Annotated in this window: 23 protein-coding genes and 4 tRNA genes; 3 read left to right on the top strand and 24 right to left on the bottom strand. The window is 33.3% G+C overall.

All coding sequences use genetic code 11. From position 1 onward, the window contains the following. Positions 1-72 precede the first annotated feature (72 nt). From tuf to ACFQ1Q_RS08885, 14 genes are all read right to left on the bottom strand, one after another. Complete coding sequence (gene tuf / locus ACFQ1Q_RS08950; protein WP_386130103.1) at positions 73-1,260, bottom strand: elongation factor Tu; 1,188 nt, start codon at positions 1,258-1,260, stop codon at positions 73-75. Between the two features lie 58 nt (positions 1,261-1,318). After that, positions 1,319-1,390 (bottom strand) — tRNA-Thr (locus tag ACFQ1Q_RS08945). 72 nt (positions 1,391-1,462) lie between these two features. Beyond that, positions 1,463-1,535 (bottom strand) — tRNA-Gly (locus ACFQ1Q_RS08940). Between the two features lie 160 nt (positions 1,536-1,695). Next, positions 1,696-1,777 (bottom strand) — tRNA-Tyr (locus ACFQ1Q_RS08935). Between the two features lie 88 nt (positions 1,778-1,865). Continuing rightward, positions 1,866-1,939 (bottom strand) — tRNA-Thr (locus ACFQ1Q_RS08930). Between the two features lie 113 nt (positions 1,940-2,052). After that, positions 2,053-2,355 (bottom strand): ribosome hibernation-promoting factor, HPF/YfiA family, encoded by a 303-nt coding sequence (gene hpf, locus ACFQ1Q_RS08925; protein ID WP_386130100.1) that lies wholly within the window; start codon positions 2,353-2,355, stop codon positions 2,053-2,055. A gap of 16 nt (positions 2,356-2,371) precedes the next feature. Beyond that, complete coding sequence (locus tag ACFQ1Q_RS08920; RefSeq protein WP_386130097.1) at positions 2,372-3,262, bottom strand: tyrosine-type recombinase/integrase; 891 nt, start codon at positions 3,260-3,262, stop codon at positions 2,372-2,374. Positions 3,263-3,379: 117 nt separating this feature from the next. Further along, a complete protein-coding gene (locus ACFQ1Q_RS08915) occupies positions 3,380-4,810 on the bottom strand; it encodes a carboxypeptidase-like regulatory domain-containing protein (RefSeq protein ID WP_386130094.1) in 1,431 nt (476 codons plus the stop codon). A gap of 108 nt (positions 4,811-4,918) precedes the next feature. Then, entirely contained in the window at positions 4,919-6,085 is a 1,167-nt protein-coding gene (locus ACFQ1Q_RS08910) for an acyl-CoA dehydrogenase family protein (RefSeq protein ID WP_386130092.1), read from the bottom strand. A gap of 15 nt (positions 6,086-6,100) precedes the next feature. Further along, the gene (locus tag ACFQ1Q_RS08905) at positions 6,101-6,973 is read right to left on the bottom strand and encodes a ComEA family DNA-binding protein (protein WP_386130089.1); all 873 of its coding nucleotides are present in this window, start codon (positions 6,971-6,973) and stop codon (positions 6,101-6,103) included. A gap of 15 nt (positions 6,974-6,988) precedes the next feature. Next, positions 6,989-8,587: an alanine/glycine:cation symporter family protein gene (locus ACFQ1Q_RS08900; protein WP_386130087.1), complete on the bottom strand. Its 1,599-nt coding sequence runs from the start codon at positions 8,585-8,587 to the stop codon at positions 6,989-6,991. Positions 8,588-8,679: 92 nt separating this feature from the next. Continuing rightward, positions 8,680-9,702 (bottom strand): potassium channel family protein, encoded by a 1,023-nt coding sequence (locus ACFQ1Q_RS08895; RefSeq protein WP_386130084.1) that lies wholly within the window; start codon positions 9,700-9,702, stop codon positions 8,680-8,682. A 2-nt stretch (positions 9,703-9,704) separates the two neighbouring features. After that, complete coding sequence (locus ACFQ1Q_RS08890; RefSeq protein ID WP_386130081.1) at positions 9,705-9,932, bottom strand: PspC domain-containing protein; 228 nt, start codon at positions 9,930-9,932, stop codon at positions 9,705-9,707. A gap of 12 nt (positions 9,933-9,944) precedes the next feature. After that, positions 9,945-11,216: a DUF2851 family protein gene (locus ACFQ1Q_RS08885; protein WP_386130078.1), complete on the bottom strand. Its 1,272-nt coding sequence runs from the start codon at positions 11,214-11,216 to the stop codon at positions 9,945-9,947. 122 nt (positions 11,217-11,338) lie between these two features. On the opposite strand from ACFQ1Q_RS08885, the gene ACFQ1Q_RS08880 reads away from it, so the two are divergent. Next, complete coding sequence (locus tag ACFQ1Q_RS08880) at positions 11,339-12,043, top strand: TlpA family protein disulfide reductase (RefSeq protein WP_386130075.1); 705 nt, start codon at positions 11,339-11,341, stop codon at positions 12,041-12,043. An 84-nt stretch (positions 12,044-12,127) separates the two neighbouring features. Here the strand turns inward: ACFQ1Q_RS08880 and ACFQ1Q_RS08875 are convergent, their stop codons facing one another. Together ACFQ1Q_RS08875 and ACFQ1Q_RS08870 are read right to left on the bottom strand one after the other, a co-directional pair. Further along, positions 12,128-13,486, bottom strand: a complete 1,359-nt coding sequence (locus ACFQ1Q_RS08875; protein WP_386130073.1) for a pyridoxal-phosphate dependent enzyme — start codon at positions 13,484-13,486, stop codon at positions 12,128-12,130. Positions 13,487-13,661: 175 nt separating this feature from the next. Further along, a complete protein-coding gene (locus tag ACFQ1Q_RS08870) occupies positions 13,662-14,894 on the bottom strand; it encodes an ABC transporter permease (RefSeq protein WP_386130071.1) in 1,233 nt (410 codons plus the stop codon). Between the two features lie 8 nt (positions 14,895-14,902). Between ACFQ1Q_RS08870 and ACFQ1Q_RS08865 the strand changes: the two genes are divergently transcribed. Beyond that, positions 14,903-16,246 carry an exo-beta-N-acetylmuramidase NamZ family protein gene (locus tag ACFQ1Q_RS08865; RefSeq protein WP_386130068.1) on the top strand — a complete coding sequence of 448 codons (1,344 nt, stop codon included), beginning with the start codon at positions 14,903-14,905 and terminating at the stop codon, positions 16,244-16,246. On the opposite strand, the gene ACFQ1Q_RS08860 is transcribed toward ACFQ1Q_RS08865, so the two are convergent. From ACFQ1Q_RS08860 to ACFQ1Q_RS08840, 5 genes are all read right to left on the bottom strand, one after another. Further along, entirely contained in the window at positions 16,226-16,618 is a 393-nt protein-coding gene (locus ACFQ1Q_RS08860) for a hypothetical protein (RefSeq protein WP_386130066.1), read from the bottom strand. The genes ACFQ1Q_RS08865 and ACFQ1Q_RS08860 overlap by 21 nt on opposite strands. Before the next feature lie 96 nt (positions 16,619-16,714). Then, a complete protein-coding gene (locus tag ACFQ1Q_RS08855) occupies positions 16,715-17,611 on the bottom strand; it encodes a glycerophosphodiester phosphodiesterase family protein (RefSeq protein ID WP_386130063.1) in 897 nt (298 codons plus the stop codon). Then, on the bottom strand, positions 17,574-18,416 hold the full coding sequence (locus tag ACFQ1Q_RS08850; protein WP_386130060.1) for a sterol desaturase family protein: 843 nt from the start codon (positions 18,414-18,416) through the stop codon (positions 17,574-17,576). Before ACFQ1Q_RS08850 ends, ACFQ1Q_RS08855 begins: the two co-directional genes overlap by 38 nt. A gap of 4 nt (positions 18,417-18,420) precedes the next feature. Further along, positions 18,421-19,335, bottom strand: coding sequence for a hypothetical protein (locus ACFQ1Q_RS08845; protein WP_386130058.1), 915 nt, complete (start codon positions 19,333-19,335; stop codon positions 18,421-18,423). 4 nt (positions 19,336-19,339) lie between these two features. Continuing rightward, entirely contained in the window at positions 19,340-19,834 is a 495-nt protein-coding gene (locus ACFQ1Q_RS08840; protein ID WP_386130056.1) for a YkgJ family cysteine cluster protein, read from the bottom strand. A 71-nt stretch (positions 19,835-19,905) separates the two neighbouring features. Between ACFQ1Q_RS08840 and ACFQ1Q_RS08835 the strand changes: the two genes are divergently transcribed. Then, the gene (locus ACFQ1Q_RS08835; RefSeq protein ID WP_386130054.1) at positions 19,906-20,619 is read left to right on the top strand and encodes a class I SAM-dependent methyltransferase; all 714 of its coding nucleotides are present in this window, start codon (positions 19,906-19,908) and stop codon (positions 20,617-20,619) included. Here ACFQ1Q_RS08835 and ACFQ1Q_RS08830 read toward each other — a convergent pair. From ACFQ1Q_RS08830 to ACFQ1Q_RS08820, 3 genes are all read right to left on the bottom strand, one after another. Beyond that, complete coding sequence (locus ACFQ1Q_RS08830) at positions 20,599-21,018, bottom strand: hypothetical protein (RefSeq protein ID WP_386130051.1); 420 nt, start codon at positions 21,016-21,018, stop codon at positions 20,599-20,601. The two genes, ACFQ1Q_RS08835 and ACFQ1Q_RS08830, sit on opposite strands and share 21 nt — an antisense overlap. A 201-nt stretch (positions 21,019-21,219) precedes the next feature. After that, positions 21,220-22,836: an amidohydrolase gene (locus tag ACFQ1Q_RS08825; protein ID WP_386130049.1), complete on the bottom strand. Its 1,617-nt coding sequence runs from the start codon at positions 22,834-22,836 to the stop codon at positions 21,220-21,222. 133 nt (positions 22,837-22,969) lie between these two features. Next, the gene (locus tag ACFQ1Q_RS08820; RefSeq protein WP_386130045.1) at positions 22,970-23,308 is read right to left on the bottom strand and encodes a YciI family protein; all 339 of its coding nucleotides are present in this window, start codon (positions 23,306-23,308) and stop codon (positions 22,970-22,972) included. Between the last annotated feature and the right edge of the window lie 45 nt (positions 23,309-23,353).

The raw sequence follows: 23,353 nt of genomic DNA, 5'->3' as shown, positions 1-23,353 counted from the left end.
CGCTAAACCCGTAAACATAAATCAAGGTATCCCGAAAAAAACGGGACACCTTAAGATATATTTAGATTTGTATTAGTCTAAAATTTCAGTTACCTGACCAGCTCCAACAGTACGTCCACCTTCACGGATTGCGAAACGTAAACCTACATTCATTGCAATTGGCTGAATTAAATCAACAGTAATTGTTAAGTTATCACCAGGCATAACCATTTCAACTCCATCAGGAAGCGCAATGTTTCCAGTTACGTCAGTTGTACGAACGTAGAACTGTGGACGGTAATTGTTGTGGAATGGTGTGTGACGACCACCTTCTTCTTTCTTAAGGATATAAACCTCAGCTTTAAATTTCGTATGTGGAGTTACTGAACCCGGTTTAACGATTACCATTCCTCTAGAGATTTGAGTTTTCTCAATACCTCTTAAAAGAATACCAGCGTTATCTCCAGCTTCACCTCTATCTAATATTTGACGGAACATTTCAATACCAGTAATTGTAGAGTTTAATTTCTCCGCACCCATACCGATAATCTCAACAGGATCTCCAGTGTTAGCTACACCAGTCTCGATACGACCAGTTGCAACAGTACCACGACCTGTAATAGAGAATACATCTTCGATTGGCATTAAGAAAGGCTTGTCCATATCACGTACAGGCTCTTCAATCCAGTTATCAACAGCTTCCATTAATTCCATTACTGTGTCAACCCACTTTTGCTCACCATTAAGTGATCCTAAAGCAGAACCAGCAATAACAGGACCATTATCACCATCGTATTCGTAAAATGATAATAAATCTCTAATTTCCATTTCAACTAATTCTAATAGCTCTTCATCATCAACCATATCCACTTTGTTCATGAATACAACGATACGAGGAATACCTACTTGACGTCCTAAAAGGATATGCTCACGAGTTTGTGGCATTGGACCATCAGTTGCAGCAACAACTAAGATAGCACCGTCCATTTGCGCAGCACCAGTAACCATGTTCTTTACGTAATCCGCGTGACCTGGACAGTCAACGTGGGCGTAGTGACGATTAGCAGTTGCATACTCTACGTGAGATGTATTAATTGTGATACCTCTCTCCTTTTCTTCTGGAGCGTTATCAATTTGATCGAAGTCTTTTGCTTCTGATAAACCTGCATCAGCTAATACTTTAGTAATAGCAGCAGTTAAAGTTGTTTTACCGTGATCTACGTGTCCAATAGTACCTATGTTAAGGTGTGGTTTTGAACGATCGAAAGTTGCCTTTGCCATGTTTAATTTATTTTAATCTTAATTTATATTAGTGTTCAATTTTATACTTAAAAAAAAGAGCCAATGACGAGATTTGAACTCGTGACCTCTTCCTTACCAAGGAAACGCTCTACCCCTGAGCTACACCGGCATAAAGATTTATCTTTATTACCTTTTATAAAACAAGGTAGTATCCCTGCTTTCACAGGAATACTTTCTCTTGAGCGAGAGACCGGGTTCGAACCGGCGACATTCAGCTTGGAAGGCTGACGCTCTACCAACTGAGCTACTCTCGCAATTGTTTACAGTTATTTTACTAACTGAAGGTATTTTCATAATTTAGATGGATTACCGCGCTTAGCTAAGTTATCCGCGAAAGGAAACCCTTCACTAAAAACCTGAAAAATTAGTCGATTAAAAGCTAAGCTTCAACAACTACTTATCTGGTTTTTATTGTGGGGAGAGCAGGATTCGAACCTGCGAAGTTAAAAACAACAGAGTTACAGTCTGTCCTCGTTGGCCGCTTGAGTATCTCCCCAATCATCAATTTTTAAGGCTGCAAAAATACAACATTAAAATTGATTTTCAATTCTTTTAAAAGAACATTTTTTTCTATCGAAAAAAAGAGCCGATGGAGGGACTCGAACCCACGACCTGCTGATTACAAATCAGCTGCTCTAGCCAGCTGAGCTACATCGGCTTTTTACTTCTTTTTAAGGTTAAAATTTAACCATAAAAAAGTCCGCTATTTCTAACGGACTGCAAATGTAATGCTTTATTTTTTTTTTCAAAACATTTTTGAAAAAATTTTAATTAAGAATGTGAACGTAGTTTCTCCTTGCGTCGTTTTAGTTGCCTTTCTAACGAAGAGGCTACAAGGTCTGCGCCTTCCTCAAAAGACTTTGATTGCTTCTTAACGACAAATGTATCTCCTGGTACGCTAAGCTTAGCCTCAAATATTTTATTTTCTTTATTACTCGTATTCTCAACTTTTAAGTAAACGTCTGTTTGAATTATTTTGTCATAAAACTGATTCAATTTTTCAAAACGCTTTTCAATAAAGTTTTTCAATTTAATATCTGCTACGAAATTGATAGATTGTGTGTTTACGTTCATGAGCTTACTTTTTTAGTTAGTTGTTATTTCTTGGGTGTGCTTTAGCATGCACTTTTTTTAGTTCGGCAATACTATTATGTGTGTAAACCTGTGTGGCTGCAAGGCTAGCATGTCCTAGTAATTCTTTTACCGAATTTATATCTGCTCCTTCATTAAGTAAATGTGTAGCAAACGAATGCCGAAGCACGTGAGGACTACATTTTAGTTTAGAAGAAACTTTACTAAAATACTTATTTATTACTCTATAAACAAGTGTTTCATAGACTTTTACTCCTTTTTCTGTAAGAAACAAATTTTCAACATCTAAGATTTTTGGAAGTTCATTTCGGTACGTATAGTAGACTTTAAGGGATTTTATAACTGAAGGTATTAAAGGAATGAACCGTTCTTTATTTCGCTTTCCTAAAACTTTAAGCATACTGCTATTAACGTCTATATCTGAAACCTTAATATTCACCAATTCTATACGACGTATACCTGTAGCGTAAAACATTTCTACAATAAGTTTGTCTCTAGCACTTTTGAAGTCATTAACATCATTTAAATTTTCTAAAACCACTTGAAGTTCTTTTTGTGAAAATGGAACTTGAACCTTTTTTTCTGTTTTTAATGCTTTATGAAGCTTAAGCGGGTTCGAAGAAATTTCTTTTATCTTAATTAAAAATTTATAAAAGGTATTTAATGATGATACTTTCCTGTTAATGCTTCGGTTTGAAATTCCACTATTAACCAATTCAACTATCCATTGTCTTATTAAGCTATATGAAACATCTTTAATTGAAGCTTGGTCGTGATTAGAATTTAAGAACTCTTGAAAACTCTTTAAATCATTTTTATAGGCAGTTACTGTATGCTTAGAATAATTTTTTTCTAGCAGTAAATAATCGAAAAATCTTTCTTGAAGCATTATAAAAGGTTATAAACTTAAAAATAGGTTTTATTTTTTCAGAATGAAATTTTAAAACATAAAAAAAATCCCAAACATTAAAATGAATGGGATTTAGTTTAAATATCTAACCTGATATTAATCTTTATATAACGATGCTCTTTGCGACAAATCATCTATCAACTGCTCATCTTCTTCACTTTCTAGAAGGACATTGTAATTTTTCCAGAAATCCTTGTTATATGGTTTGGTTTGAAAAATATCCATATCCCAAGGCTTATTTTCTAATTCGGCTCTTATAATTTCTCTATCTAAAATAATTTCGGAAAATAGAATTTCTTGTACTGTGGAATAATAGCGTTCTTCTCTATTATATCTATCGATTTCTTTTTGCGATACTTTTCTATCCGTCTTTAAACCTACATTTACCAACTTAGGCGTTTCGTAATAAATATAATTTGGGTACATTTTATCATTATACTCATTGTAATTAATGACTAACTTATGATTGGTTTGTGTCCCAAACAAACGCTTACTTCTACTTTTCTGTTGGGGTGATGCTGCGACTAACTCATACTCCACTTTTTTAATGGCGTAATTATCGTAATAAATATACAACCAACCTTGAGCCTTATAGCCATCGTTGTAGATACCCTTAGTTTCAAGATTAACAAAATCTACACTTTCATCAATTTTGATTTTATAGATTTTACGTCCATCATCAACCAGAACCGTATCCAATTCAAACTGATGTGTTTTCAACATATTTTCTCCAAAAAGTGCTTTTTCATCTTGCACATTTCGAAACATATTTAACTTTCCTTGAAATATATTTTGAAGTCCGTTAACGCGCGTATCATTCCATTTAATAGCTTTTACCAATTGAGCTTTTGTAACATCATTTCGGCGAATATCTTCAGCTTTTAATCTCTCACGACCCTTATTACGATTTCTATAAGAGACGTATGAAAAAATACTATCAACGTCTCGCAAATCATAACTCTTTCGCATTTCATCTACATTAACCTTTAAATGCTCTGTGCTTTTGCTTCCATAACCAGAATCGTAAACAGTTATTGCACTTTCTATAAGCCATTTAAATTCTAAGCTATTTTTTTCTCGATGACGTAAAAAACCACGTTGTAGATAAGACGAATCTGGCAAAGTTTCAGGTAACTTTTCTATAGCTTTTTGCACGATTCCATTTCCAGTGGTAGGTCTTGGATCAGCAACAATAACAATTTCATCTAATGTGGCTATGTCTTCGTATAAAAGAATATCATTAGAACCGTCGAATTCATTAACTGGTACCTTAAAACTTTTGTATCCAATAGATGAAATGACAAGTGTATCTCTGAGATTTGCATTCGGAACATTTAAAGCAAAACGACCATCGGAATTACTAATTGTACCAATGGTAGTATTCTGAATGTAAATGCTTGCATTTTCAACAGGAAACTCTAAATCGGCATCGATAAGTTTTCCTTTTATTTCAGTTTGAGAAAATGAAATAAATGCTGAAAAAAGTAGCGCAAAAGCGCATAGAAATTTAAAAGAATTAAAATTCATTATAAGTTGATTATTTGTATTTCTATTGACGTCATGACAAAATCCATTCCGTTTTACTCAAAAATCGAAATTTAGTTTTAATAGAACTCCAAAACTAATCAAATTATTTTATGTTGCTGGCTTATAATCTTTATCGTCAATTACCATTTTAGCGATAATTTCACGTAAAATCTCACTTGTGCCACCACCAATTGGTCCTAAACGGCTATCGCGAGACATACGTGCTAACGGATATTCTTCCATGTAACCATAACCGCCTAAAAACTGAAGGCACTGATAAATTACATCATCAGCCATTTTTGTAGATTGAAGCTTTGACATGGTTGCTTCTTTAACGACGTAGTCACCCATATCTAAACGTTTTGCTACATAATAGTTAAATTGTTTGCAGATTTCCATTTGTGTTTCGCAATCTGCATAAGTATGTCTTAAAGCCTGAAATTTATCTATTGTTCTTCCGAAAGCAGTTCTTTCAGACATGTATTGCTTAGCATATTCTAAAGCATATTCTGCTCTAGCATGAGCGTTAATGCCCATAATTAATCGTTCTAAAGCAAAATGCTGCATAATGTATGGAAAACCCTGATTTTCTTCTCCCATTAAATTTTCTGCAGGAATTTCGACATTATCAAATGCTATTTCTCCAGTATCTGAAGCACGCCAACCCAACTTATCTAGTTTAGTAGCAGAAATACCTTTAGTATCTCTATCCATTACAAAAATGCTAATTCCTTTATTACCTAATTCGGGTTTTGTTTTAGCGGCAACAATTAAATAATCACTATAAACACCGTTTGTAATGAATGTTTTTGAACCATTTATAACATACGTGTCTCCCTTTTTTACAGCTGTTGTGCGCATACCGGCAACATCACTTCCGCCAAAAGGTTCTGTAATGCACAAGCATCCTATTTTATCACCAAGTGCGCTTGGTGTTAGGTATTTCTCTTTTTGTTCGTGATTGCCTTCTTTATTAAGATGGGTCATTGCTAAATAGGCATGTGCCCAAATGGCTGCAGAAAATCCACCAGAATTAATGCGTTGCATTTCTTCTAATAAAATTACCGTGTAAAATAAATCTAAATCTAATCCGCCATAAGCTTCTGGAGTTGCTAAACCGAAATAACCCATATCGCCAAATTTCTTCCAAATGAAGCGTTCAATTTGTCCAGTTTCTTCCCATTTTTCAATATGCGGAACAACTTCTTTTTTAAGAAAATCGCGTAAGCTTTCGCGGAATAAATCGTGTTCTTCTGTAAAATATAATTTTGACATTTTTTAGCAATTTTATTACAGAAACAAATATAATCTAATAATCTGTAATTTTTTGCTTGGGAATTGTTCAACTTTTGTTAAATCCTCAATATTTTTGAATCCTTCTCGAAGTGTTCTTTCTTCAATTATATTATTTGCTATTTCGTAATCTATATGTGGAATAGTTACTAACTCATCACGTGTAGCTTTATTTAAATTAAAAGTTATAATCTTTCGAGGTGTTTTTACCGTAAATTGATTTGAGATACGCTCTATCACTTCGGGTGATAAACCCCAAATTTCAGAAAGTTCTGCTTCAGAAATAAAACCACCATTTTTTTCACGATACTTAATTATATTTGAAGAAAGTTTTTCGCCAACCCCATAAACTTTTCTGAGTTCTGTTGTTGTGGCAACATTCAAGTCAATCTTCTGTGCGTATGTTTTTGGTGTGTTCGAATTTTGAAAAGAATTTTTTGAATAGTTTTTCGGTTTTGGATTTGTTACCCAATCTGGAAATTTAAAATACGGCGAAATTTCAACAAACAAAGAGTCTGAAACTTTTGTAACCGTTTGAAATTGCTTGGAAGAATTTATCCATTGATTTTTTTCTCTAAATTGATGTAATCTATCAATTTCTTCATTAGACATTCCTAAAGAATAACCTTTGTAATCGGTTATAAAATTTGGATTGAAAGGAAATATTTTTGGCTGTCTCGCCTCGATGGCTACTTTACGAAGCGAATCTACTTCTTGCCTATAAACATTTAGTTCTTCTTGATTTGGTGCTACTACTTCATCATCAGAAAAATCTACAAAATGATAAATGAGCTGCGCAATAATTATCAATAGAATCAACAAAAAAATCCCACTTCGTTTTTGTTTAGAAAACTTTAAGTGGGATTTCATATAAGATAAAATTTGTTAAGCCTTTCTTGCCTTTATGGCATCCATATATTTTTTTAATTCCTCCTTCACTTTTGGTGCTAGAAGAATTAAACCAACCATATTTGGCACCATCATAGCAAATACCATAGCATCAGAGAATCCGATTACAGAACCTAAACTTGCAGCTGCTCCGATTACAACAAAAATACAGAAAATCACTTTATAGGTGTACTCTGTTTTCTTAGACCGTCCAAATAGATAAGACCATCCTTGAAAACCGTAATAAGACCATGAAATCATTGAACTAAATGCAAACAATACAACCGCTACAGTCAATACATAAGGAAACCAAGATATTGAAGATTCAAACGCACTTGACGTTAATAAGATAGCCTGTGCATCATTAGCAGGTGGATTTAATGGATCAACAAATCCTGTAATAATCAATACTAATGCTGTCATTGTACAAACAACTACAGTATCAATAAATGGCTCTAGAAGTGCAACCATACCTTCACTTGCTGCATATTTTGTTTTTACAGCGGAATGCGCTATAGATGCCGAACCAATACCTGCCTCGTTAGAGAATGCGGCACGTCTAAAACCTTGAATTAATACACCAACTGCACCACCGGCAATACCTTCTGGGCTGAATGCGCCATTCCAAATAGCAGCGAATGCGCTACCAATCATGTCGTATTTAGCGAAGATGACAAATAATGAAGCTGCTACATAAATTGCCACCATAAAAGGAACAATTTTGTCAGTTACTTTTGCAATTTTCTTAATTCCGCCAATAATTACGATACCTACAAGTACCGCCATTACTAAACCAAAAGCCCAACCATAACCATGAAGAAAAGATTGTTCTCCTCCAGTAATATTTTCTACTAATTGAAAAGCTTGATTAACTTGGAACATGTTTCCACCTCCAAATGAACCTCCAATAACAAATATTGCAAATAAAACAGCAAGAACTTTGCCTAAGCCGCCCATTCCTTTAGATTTTAATCCTTTGGTTAAGTAGTACATCGGTCCACCATAAACGGTACCATCTGCTTCAATATCTCTATATTTTACACCAAGTGTACACTCTACAAATTTTGAAGCCATTCCTAAGAAACCAGCTATAATCATCCAAAATGTTGCACCTGCACCACCAATTGAAACGGCAATTGCCACTCCTGCAATATTTCCTAAACCTACGGTAGCGGATAAAGCGGCAGTTAAAGCTTGAAAGTGACTTACTTCTCCTTCATGATTTTCAATTTTTATAGTTTCAATAGCATCTCCACCGGGAGTAGAATCTCCAGCAACTGATAAATCTTCATCTTCTGGTTTATCTAAGTCGTCATACTTGCCTCGTACAATATTTACAGATGTAAAAAAACCTTTAAAGTTTATAAAATTGAAATAAATGGTAAAATACAAAGCTCCCAAAATAAGAGGAAACAAAACCCAGTAAACACTTACAGTATCAGAAAACGGAATTTGATAAAATATAGCTTCAACAAACCAGCCTGTTGCTGCACCAAATTTTTCGTCAATTATTTGATCAATGCCTTTTTCGGCCTCTTGAGTAAAATTTAATAATGGTAATGCTAAAGCAAAAATTGCTAGAAGATATTTCTTCATAAGTTTTTTATTAGTTAGTTTTTTAAAGTAGCCGACAAGATGCTAAAAAAAAACGAAATTTTAAAGCTTGACACGTTAAAAGTAGTTGCAAATTATGCAATATCGTATTGAGAATTTAATTTTTCAATTTGCTCTGGTCGACCTAGTACAATTATTTTTGAACCCTTGACAAGCTTAATATGTGCCTCAGGATTAACGATATATTCGCCATCAGGATTTTTAAAACCTATTACTGTACAACCTGTTTTTTGCCTTAAATCTAAATCTATTATTGTACACTCTTTAGATGCATCGTATAGCTTTTCTACGGCTACTTCTTCAATGTTTACGTTTTTAGCACCTACGTATGATAAATTGTCTACAAACTCTATTAAATCTGGAACAACAACCAAAGACGCCATGTGGTCACCACCAATTCTATCTGGTAAAATAACATTGTTTGCTCCTGCAAGTTTTAATTTGTTATAAGATGTTTCTTGCGAGGCTCTAGAAATAATTTTTAAATCCTTGTTTATTTGACGGGCAGATAAAACCACAAATAAATTATCTGCATCATCTGGCAATGCACAAATTAATGAATTGGCTCTCTTTACGCCTGCTTCAATTAATACCTTGTCCTCATTTGCATTGCCATGTACAAAATCAACACCTTCATCTTGGCTAGCTTCAATTAAGTCTTTGCTTTGCTCAATAATTACAAATGGCTTTTTATAGGTCAGTAATTTTTTTGCTGCTTGCTTTCCGTTACGACCATAACCACAAATGATAATATGATTTGATAATTTATCGATTCTGTTTTGCATTTTTCGTTGTTTTATGTCTTCAAAATTATTTTTACTTAAAATAAATTCTGTTATGATGGATATGGCGTAACCCAAAATCACCACACTAGAAAGAATTAAAAATATAGTAAAGATTTTAGCATTTGTATCTAAAGGGTTTACTTCACCATAGCCAACGGTGGTAACAGTTATAACCGTCATGTAAAAAGCATCTATCCAGGTGTAATCAGACATAAACCGGTAACCCAAAACGCCAACGCCTAATACAAAAAGTAATAAGGCTAATGCGGTATAAATTTTTGACTTAAATAAAGTTATAATAGGATTTATCATATCTATAAATCAAAAACCGAAGTTCGTTTAGTATAAATTATATCTTTAATTCGCATCCAAAATGCCAAGAATAAATAGAGTGCAAAACCGAAACCAACTGTAACAAAAGTTAGATACATAAAAGTTGTTCGTACAATTTTAGCACGAATGCCTAAACGGTCTGCGATACGCTGACATACGTAATAACCACGTTTCTGGAAGTAATGCAATAAGTCATAAAACCATTTCATACTGCAAGGTATTTATTTTTTTGCTATCAATTGATTTCCAACAGCACATTGTAAGCATTTATTTTTATCGCAATACTCAGTTTTTAGTTGAATTAAGCCTTGCGAGGTCATTGCCGATTTCTCCATTGGTCGTAACTCTAAAAATTTATTTACAATACCATTGTTTTCAATCTTTATAGATTTTATAAGTTGAAAAATAGATTGGTCATCCATTTTACCTTTAAACTTTAAATAGCTAAATTTTACTGGTAAAATGGTATTGATAAGTAATAAATCTATAAATGGTTTGGATAATTTTTTCTTTACTTTTTTTGAAGTCTTGCTGAAAGTATAATGCGTTTCCCAAAATTCTGAAGTTTCTATTTGAAATAACTCATAAAAGTTTTCTTTAGCTTGAAGCTGAATCACCTCCGAAAATAAATTTGAATACGTTGCATACAAAACAGCTAATTGAGATAATCGGATTGTTGGAAAATTTGGTGGTCTTAATCTAAAAAATTGCAATGGCATTACGCCACGATTTTCTAAACCGAATTTCTGTTTTAAAAATGAATACCGTTTCTGTAAATCTTGAACATACATATCTTCAACTTCATCTTCCAATAAATTGGCCTGACCAAAAAGCAACGCTTCTATATCGGTCTGATTGGTTTTTACTTTTCTTACAATAGAATAGTCAACAGAATTAGCCAAACTTTTAAACGGTTCGCCATTGACTTTCAATCCAAAATTCTTCAATAACATTTTAAATAAAACGGCTTCCCAATCGTTTTTAGATTCTTGAAGTAATTGCTCAATTTCTGTTGATTTCCGCTCTAAACGTTCAATATACAATCGCTCTAACCAACTGTTGAATTTAAAATCATCGATGCTTCCGATATCACTTTCGCAATTAATCCAAGTTTTTGAATTCAGTAGACTTTTATAGTTATTAAAAAGTGTTTTATCTACATAGTTACTAATTTCTAAAGTCGGAATTTCAGTATTGTCTTTTCTAAAAATCTCGGTATCGTGTTCCCAAACCACATGTAAAATTACATTATCGTAAGCTTCGTCTTTTTCATGATTATGCACATACCAATCCGACGATTTTATATGAATCTCAACATTACCTGCCCATTTTTGTCCGTCTATTTCTAATTGAGAATTGAAGAAATCTGGACCAGCATTATGGTTATGCTGACCTAAACTGATGATGTTAATAAAGGAACCTTCAACCGTTTTTAATGCTTTTGATTGAAATCGCTTATATTTCCAAATAAAATGAAGGAAGTCTTCTTGCATGCTCTAAAATAAAATTTTAAGCCAATACAGACAAATCGATTTACTCAATTTGTATCAGCCTTCACTTATACTTTGTTTTAAGTAAAAACGTTTAATTTGTAGAAATTAAAACCAAAAACGCGATGAAATTATTTATTTACAGCTTGTTAATTTTTCTTTGTTTAAGCACGCAAATAGTACAAGCACAAGAACAAATAAAGATTGATGAAAATACAATTATAAAAAATGATGAAGGTAACGAGATTACACTTCAGCAATTTATGATTTTAATGCGTACTGGCGATTGGACTATTAAGCCTAAAACAGATTCAACAGGAAAGCAATATTTACAAATGGTTAAAACAACCGCTGAAGAAAAAGCAGAAATGCTCGAAATGATGGCTGATTCTAACAAACTAAACGAAAATGTTGGTAAAGAAGCACCAGATTTTTTATTTACTGACCTTAACGGAAACATAATTAGTAAGGCCAATACAAAAGGCAAAGTAGTCGTATTAAATTTTTGGTTTACAACCTGTCCGCCTTGTATCCAGGAAATCCCAGAACTCAATGAAGTTTATAATACTTTTAAGTCTAATGAGGATGTTGTTTTTGCTTCTATCAGTTTTGAAGACCCAAACAAAGTGGAGCGTTTTTTAAAAAAGAAACCAATTAATTATCCTGTCGTGGCTTATGCGAGAAAAGAAATTTCAAAATTTAATGTAAGTGGTTATCCAACAAATACGGTCATTGGAAAAGATGGAAAGTTTACTGAATTTATCGTTGGTGGTTTTCCTGGTGTTGGCGAGAGTATTTCTGAAAGCATTAAACAAGCATTAAAGAAGTAATTTTAGCCACTAGCTTTTAGTTGTTATTATATTAAAAAAAATCCCGAGCAATGCTCGGGATTTTTAATTTAATTTTATTAGTAATTACAACGCACTAATAATATCGTGTTTTGTTATAATATGATGTTTTCCATTTTCTAAATCTACTAAAACAGCATTGTTATCTTTATTAATTAATTTTGAGAGGTCTTCAATTTTAGTGTTCTTTTTTACTATTGGGAATGCTGCGCCCATTACTTCCTTAATTGGCAAGTCCGAAATGTCTTTGTCTTCCATATAACGTCTAAACAAATCAGACTCGTCGACAGAACCAACGTAACCCGTAATATCTTCAACGGGTATTTGAGAAATTTTAAATTTTCGCATACGCTCAATAGCATGAGAGACTAATTCTTCTGTTTTTACAGTAACCAAAGGTTTGTCTTCGTGGTCTTTTATTAAGTCTGCCGCAATAGTTACTTCGTCTTCTAAAAAGCCACGCTCACGCATCCAATCGTCGTTAAACATCTTACCAACATAACGGCTTCCATGGTCATGAAATAAAACGACTACAACATCATCTGGTCCAAAATGTTCTTTAAGCTGTAATACACCTTTTATAGCAGCACCAGCGGAATTACCCAAAAACATACCTTCTTCTTTGGCCAATTTCTGCGTATAAACTGCTGCATCTTTATCGGTTACTTTGGTAAAGCCATCAATAACGCCAAAATTAACGTTTGCAGGTAAGATGTCTTCTCCAATACCTTCGGTGATGTACGAGTAGATTTCGTTCTCATCAAAAATTCCAGTTTCGTGATATTTTTTAAATACCGAACCGTAAGTATCTATTCCCCATATTTTTACATTTGGGTTTTTCATTTTTAAATAACTACCAACACCAGAAATGGTTCCGCCAGTACCAACGCCAACAACAAAATGCGTCACTTTACCGTCTGTCTGTTCCCAAATTTCTGGACCAGTAGATTGAAAATGTGCCTTACAATTACTTGGATTATCGTATTGGTTTACATACCACGAGTTTGGTGTTTCTTCTGCTAATCGTTTAGAAACTGAGTAATAACTTCTTGGGTCAGTCGGTTCTACATTGGTTGGGCAAACCACGACCTCAGCACCAACAGCTCTAAGAATATCCATTTTTTCTTTAGACTGCTTATCACTTAAAACAAATACACATTTGTAACCTTTGATGATTGCTGCTAAAGCCAATCCCATTCCTGTATTTCCGGATGTGCCTTCTATTATTGTTCCTCCAGGCTTTAGTCTTCCGTCTGCTTCAGCATCTTCTATCATTTGTAAAGCCATACGGTCTTTTACCGAGTTTCCAGGATTAAAAGTTTCGTACTTGGCCAGAACCAAACATGGTAAATCCTCAACTAATTTGTTCATCTTTACCATTGGTGTATTACCAATAGTTCCTAGTATATTTTCTGCGTAATTCATTTTCAAATCTATTATTTTACTTTAAGGTAAAATGTGTTCGCCGTTAAAGTATTTCATAAATAATAAAATAAGCCTGAGGCTCGTTTCATAATCTTATTTTGCGACTGCAAAGGTAATGGAAAACTAGAGATTTAATATTAAATGTATGTTACGATTACAGATTTAGGATTTTAATCTAATCGAACCGTATTGCTTTTACTGGAGAAATTTTTGAAATTATGACCGAAGGTATTAAAAGCATAAGTGAGCAAATTACAAATGTTCCGATATTTAGAATTAAAATATAATCTAAACTAATATATACAGGAGCTTCAGTAACGTAATAGGTATCCGGATTTAAAGGAAATAATTTAAAATATTTTTGAACGAAAAGCAGTCCTAAACCAATGATGTTTCCCCAAAGCAAACCTAAACCAATCAAATAAGATGCGTTATAGATAAACACTTTTCTTATTGACCAATTAGAAGTTCCTAAAGCTTTAAGTATACCAATCATTTGGGTACGTTCTAAAATAAGTACCAACAAAGCTGTTATCATATTTATGCCTGCAACCAAAATCATAATAGCGATAATGCCATAGGTGTTTTGGTCAAAAATCTTTATCCATTCAAAAATTAAACTATATTTTTTGGTAATGGTTGTTGATTTCATTAGCGACGGAATTTCACGATAAACCAACTCGCCTTTTTCTTCAATTTTAGAAAAATCATCGATAAATACTTCAAAAGCACCAACTTCATTTTTTTTCCATTTATTGATACGCTGAATGTGTCGGATATCGGCAATACAAAACTTTTCATCCAACTCTTGAAAACCCGAATTGTATATACCAACAATTTTAAAATTAATGATTCGTGGCGGACGTTCGAGATTATCTCCAAATAAAGTTTGAAATGAATCTCCTATTTTAAAACCTAGTCGATTTGCTAAATATCTTGAAATTAAAATCTCGTTATTCAATTCATTTTTAAAATTTGGAAGACGACCATCTATTAAAAATTCTTCGAAATAATTCCATCTATAGTCTTTACCTACACCTTTAACAACAACACCTTCAAAATCGGTTTCGGTTCTTATAACAGTAAACTTATTAGCTGTACCTTGAATATGCGTAATGCCTTCTATACTGTTGAAATTAGGGTAAAAATCTTGCTCTGTTGAAATCGGAACTTGAGATTCATCTGATGCATTCGTGTCGTAATTATCGATAATGATATGTCCGTTAAACGCTACAACTTTATCTCTAATTTTTTGCTGCAAACCTAAACCAGTAGCAATAGCAATAAGCATAACGATAATACCAACAGCAATTGCGGCGATTCCAATTTTAATTATTGGCGCCGAAACACTACTTTTATAAGATTTACTGCCAATTATACGTTTGGCTATAAACAACTCAAAATTCAAAATCTGATATGGGATTAAATCTGCTCAAAAATACAGTTTTATTTAAGATAACGATTGGCATTTTATTTATTGTTCTGGCGTGCGGAAACGGTAGAAAGTCTGAAGTTGGAAGTTTGAAGTTGGAAGTTGAAAGCGATTCAACTGAAGTTGAAAATTCTGAAATTATAGTTGGTGCCAACCGAGTTGAGAAATATTTACCGTTGTTAAAGGGAAAGCATGTTGGCATTGTGGCGAATCAGACTTCGGTGATATTTGAGGAGAAAACTGAGATGGAAATGAAACCTCATCCGAGCTTATCTGGACAATATGGAACATTTATAATTTCAACTTCAATCCATGAGCATTTAGTCGATTCACTCCTAAATTCGAACATAAATATCACTAAAGTATTCTCACCAGAACACGGTTTTAGAGGAAAAGCAGATGCTGGCGCTCATGTTGAAGATGGTGTGGATAAAAAAACAGGTTTGCCTATTTTTTCACTTCATGGAAAAAACAAAAAACCAACAACAGAACAATTGAAAGATTTAGATATTGTGGTTTTTGATATTCAAGATGTTGGTGTGCGTTTTTACACTTACATTTCTACATTGCATTATGTTATGGAAGCTTGCGCTGAGCAGAATATCCCTGTTCTTGTCCTAGACAGACCAAATCCAAATGGGTCTTACATTGATGGTCCAACATTAGAGAAAGAACACAGCAGCTTTTTGGGCATGCATCCGATTCCGCTTGTTCATGGTATGACTATTGGCGAATATGCGCAAATGATTAATGGTGAAGGTTGGCTTGCTAACAAAGTCAAAGCTGATTTAACCGTGATTCCTGTTAAAAATTACAGTCGAGATATGACTTACAGCTTACCTATAAGACCATCTCCAAACTTACCAAACGACCAGTCTATTTTGCTTTATCCAAGTTTAGGTTTGTTTGAAGGTACAACCATTAACGCTGGTCGTGGTACAGAATTTCAATTTCAACGTTATGGCGCTCCATATTTAGATACGATGAATTATAAGTTTAGTTATACGCCAAAAGCAAATTTTGGGTCAAAATATCCGAAACATAAAGGGGAAGTTTGTTATGGCGAAGATTTATCTGAGGTAAAAGTTGAAAGAAAATTTACCCTTACATATATTATTGAAGCTTATAAAAGTTATGCAGGTTACAGTAATAAAGATAAATGGGAATTTTTTAATACTGAAAATTTTACAAAACATGCTGGAACCAAGAAATTACAAAAGCAGATTGAGTCTGGTAAAACAGAAATAGAAATAAAAAAAACTTGGGAAAGTGACTTAGAAAGCTTTAAAAAAATGCGCGAGCCTTATTTAATCTACAATGGCCGTTAGACTTTCATTAAAAGGTCTTGGAAATTCTTTGAGCACATTTACAACGAATACAATTTTAAGAGGAGATTGTATAGCTACCATTACGTTTCTCCCTTTTTTAAGACGGTTAAGTGGTAATTTATATGAGTTACCATCAACTCTTACTTTTACTCGACCTTCGTCTTTACGATTTGCTGTATATAAATAATTTATCTTTCTTTCACTTTGAAGAATTAGTGTGTCTTTAGTTGCATTTAATTTATGAATTAGTCCAGCAGCTTGTAAATTGTAATTTTTATAAATCACAGCATTTCCTTTTCTTTTTTGAGAAAAAGCAATGTTTGCAAAGCAGAGACAAAGAAACACAATGAGAAATCGGGGGAAATTCTTCATTATAATTATTAAAAGAAACTAGTTGATAATTAATTAATGATTAATATACGCTATAAAATTAATTTTAGATTTATAGTGTTCTTTTTTTTCGACGAACTACATATTTTTTAATATTTCTATTAATCGGTTTGGATAATCAGTAATAATTCCATCTACATTAAAATCTAACATCTTGTGCATGTCTTTTTCCTTATTGACTGTCCATGGAATAATCTTAAAATTTTGATTTTTATATTCTGAAACTAACGCTTTAGATAATAATTTAAAATATGGACTTATTATTTCAGGCTTATACGACAATTGGTCTAGTTTTTTTGAAATAGACTCATCCTCATCCACTAAAATTGCCACTTGCATTTCTGGAGACTGTTTTTTAATTTCTTCGAGGATTGTTAAATCAAAAGATTGAAGATTTACGCGACTCCCAAAGCCTTCAGACTTAATTTCATTCAAAACTAATTTTACATATTCTGAAGGTTGTGGCGTATAAATACCATAATATTCAGGTTTGGATTTAATTTCAATATTTAATCTTACATCGCTTTGGTGTTGCTTTACCAAATCAAAAACCTCTTTTAATAGAGGTTTATACACTTTTACTTTAGCTTGCTTAGGAAATCGTGAATGAAGCTTAGTCCCACAATCGAACCGTTTTATGTCGTCATGTGTCATCTCGTAGAGATTAAACTGCTTATCGTTATTTTTTGCAATAGGATTGCCTTCTGGATTTAAACAAATAGTCCGACTCATAAATGGTTCATGTGTCACGATAACTTGTTTATCTTTAGTTATAGCAATATCTAATTCTAAAGTATGTACACCTAGCTTAATGGCGTATTCAAAAGCTGGTAATGAATTTTCTGGAAACAATCCTCGGCAACCACGATGTCCTTGTATATCTATTTGAGATTTAAGCGAGCAACTCATCATAAACGCTAAAATAATTACACTAAATTTAAGCTTCAGAATCCGAGGCAAGTGTTGGTTTTTCATATTTCTGAAACGGCTGCTTTAGCAAATCTTTAATGTTACTATTCTTTTTCTTGTCAGGAAAAACATCAACGCCATACTTTAAATTTTCTCTTTCCATATACATATACGTCCCAAATAATCTGTCCCAAATAGAAAAGATATTCCCATAATTTGAATCAGTGTAAGGCAAGCGGTAATGGTGATGAATTTTATGCATATCTGGTGAAATCAGTACGTAACTAATTATTTTATCAATTGACTTTGGCAACTTTATGTTTGCATGCGTAAACTGCGTAAATATTAGAGATAATGCCTGATATAGCATTACAATTGCTATTGGTGTACCAACTACAAAAACACCTAAAAGTGTAAATGCAAAGCGGATAACACTTTCTATTGGATGATGTCTGTTAGCGGTTGTCGTATCTACGTTATGGTCTGTGTGATGCACCAAATGGACCATCCAAAGTGGTTTTACTTTATGCTCAACAAAATGGGCGAGGTATGCACCAAAAAAATCGAGCAATAAAACACCAAGAAAAACATATAACCACAATGACATTTCTGGCAACCAATTGATGATTCCAAAATCATTAGCTTTTACCCAATCTGCAGATTTTAATAGTAAAAATGCTAAGCCAAAATTTACAATAATAGTTGTTAGTGTAAAAAAGAAATTTGGCAAGGCATGTTTCCATTTTTTATAATCAAATTTAAAAAGTGGTAAAGCGCCTTCTAAAAGCCAAAATAATGTAATCCCGGAAACTAAAATTAAGCTTCTATGAGATGACGGAATGGTTTCAAAATAAGAATATATAGTTTCCAAATTTCTATCTATTAATGTTAACAATTAGCTGTGCTTGTTTCAAATTTAGTAAAGAAATTTCTTTTTCTAAAGTCTTAAATAACTCTATATCATTTTCTAGTCGATAAGCTGTATATCGTAAAAAAATAACTAAAGCGATGTTGACTTCTTCGATTGGTGCTTCGTACTTTTTTAAAGCTCTTAAAACTTTTCGAGATTTTCCTTTTACAAGCTCTTGTTTTAATTGTGTAAAATACAGACGTTGCGATAAACTGTTTTTATCTTTTGAATCACCTTTACTTAAAAATTGTCTTGCTTCTTGAAAATACAAATCTGAAAGCGCTAAAATTTCTGAGCGGACTTTATCATTTATTAAAATACTGTAATCTATATATTTTGAGGCCAAGTAAAATGTTGAGTAGAAATCCTTATTTCGTTGATAGTTGGTAATTTCTTGTTTAATGTAAGAAGTCTCTAAACCGTATTTAAAGATAAATTTTGAGAGGTTAAGAAGTTCTGTGTATGCACCCGAGGTTCCCACAATGTTACCGTTAGCATCCATAACTTTAAGTGTATCGTCGTTAAATTTATCGATGTAAGATTGCTTACGTTTGCCATCAATCTCTGCAAACAAGTGGGCATAAACTTCATCGCTAACTTTTACTAAAATAAAATACTGGCTTAGCAATTCGGACAGCTTTGGTTCTGCAAATAAATTATCTATGAATACATTTTTTCCGTTTTCACTTCTTACCACAATTGGCAAGGGATATTTTGAAGCATTTTCCCAAACCATCAAAATCATTTTATTACTTTCTCGAGCACGTAATTTGGCAATTGGCAAGGACACTAACCAATTATCATCCACAAACTCTTCATCTTGAGCTAAAGTTGTTTGACCTATAATTAGTAAACTAAAAAGTATTAAAAGCTGCTTCATCTATTTATATTTTAATCCGTTCTTTCATTGCTTCGACAATATTAAAAGCTGCTGGACATATGGCTACATTTTTTAAAGTTAGATTAGAAATTTGCTGAAATTTCTTTCTGTCTGTATGAGGAAACTCACGGCAAGCTTTTGGTCTAACTTCATAAATAGAACAGTAATTATCTGCTCCTAAAAATGTACATGGCACCGATTGCAGAACGTAATCATTTTCCTCATCTAACCTCAAAAACTGTTCCGTAAACTGCTGTGGTTTCATTTTAAAAAACTTTGCAATCCTAGTAATATCCTTATCGGTAAATAATGGACCAGTGGTTTTACAACAATTAGCACATTCCAAACAATCTGTTCGTCTAAATTCGGCATCATGCAACTCTTGCATTATATAATCGAGTTGTTTTGGCGGCTTCTTTTTTAGTTTCGTAAAAAACGTTTTGTTTTCCTTATGCTTATCTTTGGCTAACTTCGGGAGTTTATTGATTTGGTCTTGCATAAAGCAAATTTAACTAAAGTTCTCGATACATATCGACGAAAAACTTAGGTCATTAAAACTGAAAAAAACTTATGGAAAAAGACATCTTCGGAAAAGCATTATTAGATTTTCAATCAGGACAGTATTCTGAAGACATTATAACCTGGACAAACATTTCAGACAAAGATAAATTGCCACTACCCTATTTATTTAGAGCATTTTCCAAAATGCCAAAAATAGAACAAAAAGCGCTACAACTCGTAGAAGGAAGTGCACTCGATGTTGGTTGTGGCTCAGGAAGTCATTCATTGTATTTACAAAAAAAAGGGATTGAAGTCAAAGCTATTGATAGTTCAAAAGGTGCTGTTGAAGTTGCAAAACGAAGAGGAGTAATTAATATAGAATGTATATCTCTTTTGAGCTATTCTGAAAAACAATTTGATACTATTTTACTGTTAATGAATGGTACTGGTATATTTCAGGAGATGCAGCAAGTAACAACCTATTTAAAGCATTTAAAATCTTTACTAAAACCAAACGGACAAATACTTATTGACTCTTCGGATATTAAATATATGTATGGTTTTGAAGAAGAAGTTGAAGTTGAAATAGGATTCGAAAATAATGGTCGCTATTATGGCGAATTAGATTATTACCTCAGCTATAAAAACGAAGAAGCAACTCCAATGAAATGGCTTTATCTCGATTTTGGGACTTTAAAATTAGCTTGCAAAACAGTTGGATTGCAATGTAAAAAAGTTGAAGATGGAGAACATTACGATTACCTAGCGAAGATTAGCATTTAGTGTTTCACCAATAGAATCTGCTAATTGCGCAACTTGCATTTGTTCTTTACAAATATTTACAGAAACTAATTCTTGCTCGTGTATAAACTCTACTAAGCAAGTATCTTTTGATAACGAATTTTCTGAAATTAAAATGTCTCTATTATATAGATTAAATTGATAGTATGCTGGACCTTCTAAGCCCAAACATCTTGTTTCTTCAATTTTATAGTCCTTTAAATGCCATTTTCGGTTTAACTTGCAATCATCACCTACAAATTCTACAATAGTTTCTTGAGTTGCATCAATAGTATTATCTAGCATAGACGATATTGATGTAACACACAAATAAAATCCAAAACACAAAGCTACAAGTACAAGCAAATCAGCAAAACTTGTCTTTTTAATTTTCCTTTTCATATCCTAAAAATAAAGAATGAAAAGAATGAAAATTGAAACCAATAGCTATAGAGTTAATTAAAAATGGGTAAAAGCACTAAAGCGTCACTAAAGCGTCACTAAAGGAAAATTTTGAAAAACAAAACAAATAAGTAATTGAGATAGGATTAATCAACAATTACAATCCATTAAAACTTTAAACTTTAAGTTTTTAACTCTTGACTATTGTTTTACTCCTGCAACAAAAGTACTAACAACCTTAGTTTCAGGAATAGCCTTTGCTTCAACAGACATAATATCTTTATCCAAAATTATAAAATCAGCAAATTTCCCAACCTCGATGCTACCTTTTTCGTTTTCTTCAAAATTAGAATACGCTGCCCAGATAGTCATACCTCTCAAAGCTTCTTCTCTAGTTAAGGCGTTTTCCATTTGAAAACCACCTTCAGGATATTGATCTAAATCTTGTCTTGCTACCGCAGCATAAAACGTTAACATTGGGTTGACACGTTCTACAGGAAAATCAGTTCCAAGAGCAACTTTTCCATATTGATTTAAAAGATCTTTAAAAGCGTAGGCACCTTTCATACGTTTTTCACCGATTCGTTCTTCCGCCCAATACATATCACTCGTCGCATGAGTTGGCTGAACCGAAGGAATAATATCATTAAACTTTGGAAAGTCTTCATCCGAAACTACTTGAGCGTGCTCAATTTTCCAACGACGATTTGGCTTTCCTTTTAAAACGTCTTTGTATGTATCTAAAACCGCATGATTAGCAGAATCACCAATAGCATGTGTATTCATTTGATATTCGGAATTTGCGATGCGTTGTGCTGTTTCTTTTAATGTTTTAATGTCATTTACCAACAAACCAAAATGCCCGGGTTTATCACTATAAGGGTCGCGCATCATAGCGCCACGAGAACCCAATGCACCATCTGCATAAAACTTAAATGAACGTACGCTTAAATAATCCGTTTTTACAATACCTTTATTAATGTAATAATCTAAATTTTTTGGTGTTGCCGATGCCATGGCGTAAACGCGCATCTTTAAATCGCCTGCTTTTTGTAAACTGTCTATAAGATTTATCGCTTCAATACTTAAACCTGCATCATTTACAGTCGTTAAGCCCAAATCGAAACACACGTCTTGTGCATCCATTAATGCTGTAATCGCTTCTTCTTTTGTGGACACTGGCCAATGATTCATCACCAAAGATTCAGCATTATCTATAAGCACACCGGTTACTTTTCCATTATCTAAAACCACTTCTCCACCGTCAATTTTACTTTCAGCAGTAACATTTCCTAAATCTAAAGCAGCTTGATTTGCAAGAATGGCATGACCGTCGACACGTGTTAAGGCAATTGGCGTATCTGGAAATAGTTCATCTAACTTGGCCTTATTTGGAAAACTTTTATCTTCCCAGTCGTTTTGGTCCCAACCACGTCCCATAATGTAATCTGCATTTTTTTCTTTTTGAAAATCGACCACGCGCTGTACAACCTCATCGTAGCTTTTAGTACCCATTAAATCAACTTGTTGCAGGCCAATTCCGAGGTTTAAAAAGTGACAATGTGCGTCAATTAACCCAGGTGTTATGGTTTGCCCATTAGCATCAATTGTATTTTCTGATTGGTATTTAGAAGTTATCTCTTCTGAAGTACCGACAGCTATAAACTTTCCGTCTTTTATGGCGAATGCCTCGGCTTTGTTGAAATTATCATCGACAGTATATATATTGGCGTTTGTGACAATCAAATCGGCTTGCTCTTTTTGGCTTTCGCAAGAGAAAATTAATGCGGTGGCTAAGAATAGGATTAGTTTTTTCATGGTTGTAATATTATTATATTTTGTAAAGTACATCGACTGCGCTCAGTATGATATTTGGTTACAGTGTAAAAATAAGAAAAGCGACTCGGACTCGGACGCTTTTTAGTTTATCTAACTGAATTTATTTGAATTGTTAAAAACCAACCTTCCAAACTTTATCAGAAGCTTCGAGATATTCTGATAACGCAGCTGAACCATACCACGGAAAAGCTTCATAGTCTAAAAACTTTGCTTTTATCGCTGGGTCAGTTGCTAATAATGCTTTCGCTTTTTCCATATCAGTTTCATTTAGAATAAAAATACCTCTGTAGTTCTTGTCATTCTTCCCTATTGGTCCGGCTACGACTAATTTACCCGCTTCAACCATAGTATTCATATTTGCCATGTGACCTGCAAAGGCTTTATCAATTTCAGTTTTATCAGTGGATGTATTTGTTCCAGTTTTCAAAATCACAAAAATATAAGATTTCATGCCTTAGTCGTCTGCACCTACTTTTTTGGCAAGTGCTTCGTCGTA

The organism is Winogradskyella litorisediminis (assembly GCF_042675765.1).
GTDB lineage: Bacteria > Bacteroidota > Bacteroidia > Flavobacteriales > Flavobacteriaceae > Winogradskyella > Winogradskyella litorisediminis.
The sequence above is the reverse complement of the archived record's forward strand: the minus strand, read 5'-3'. Positions and strand labels throughout refer to the sequence as shown.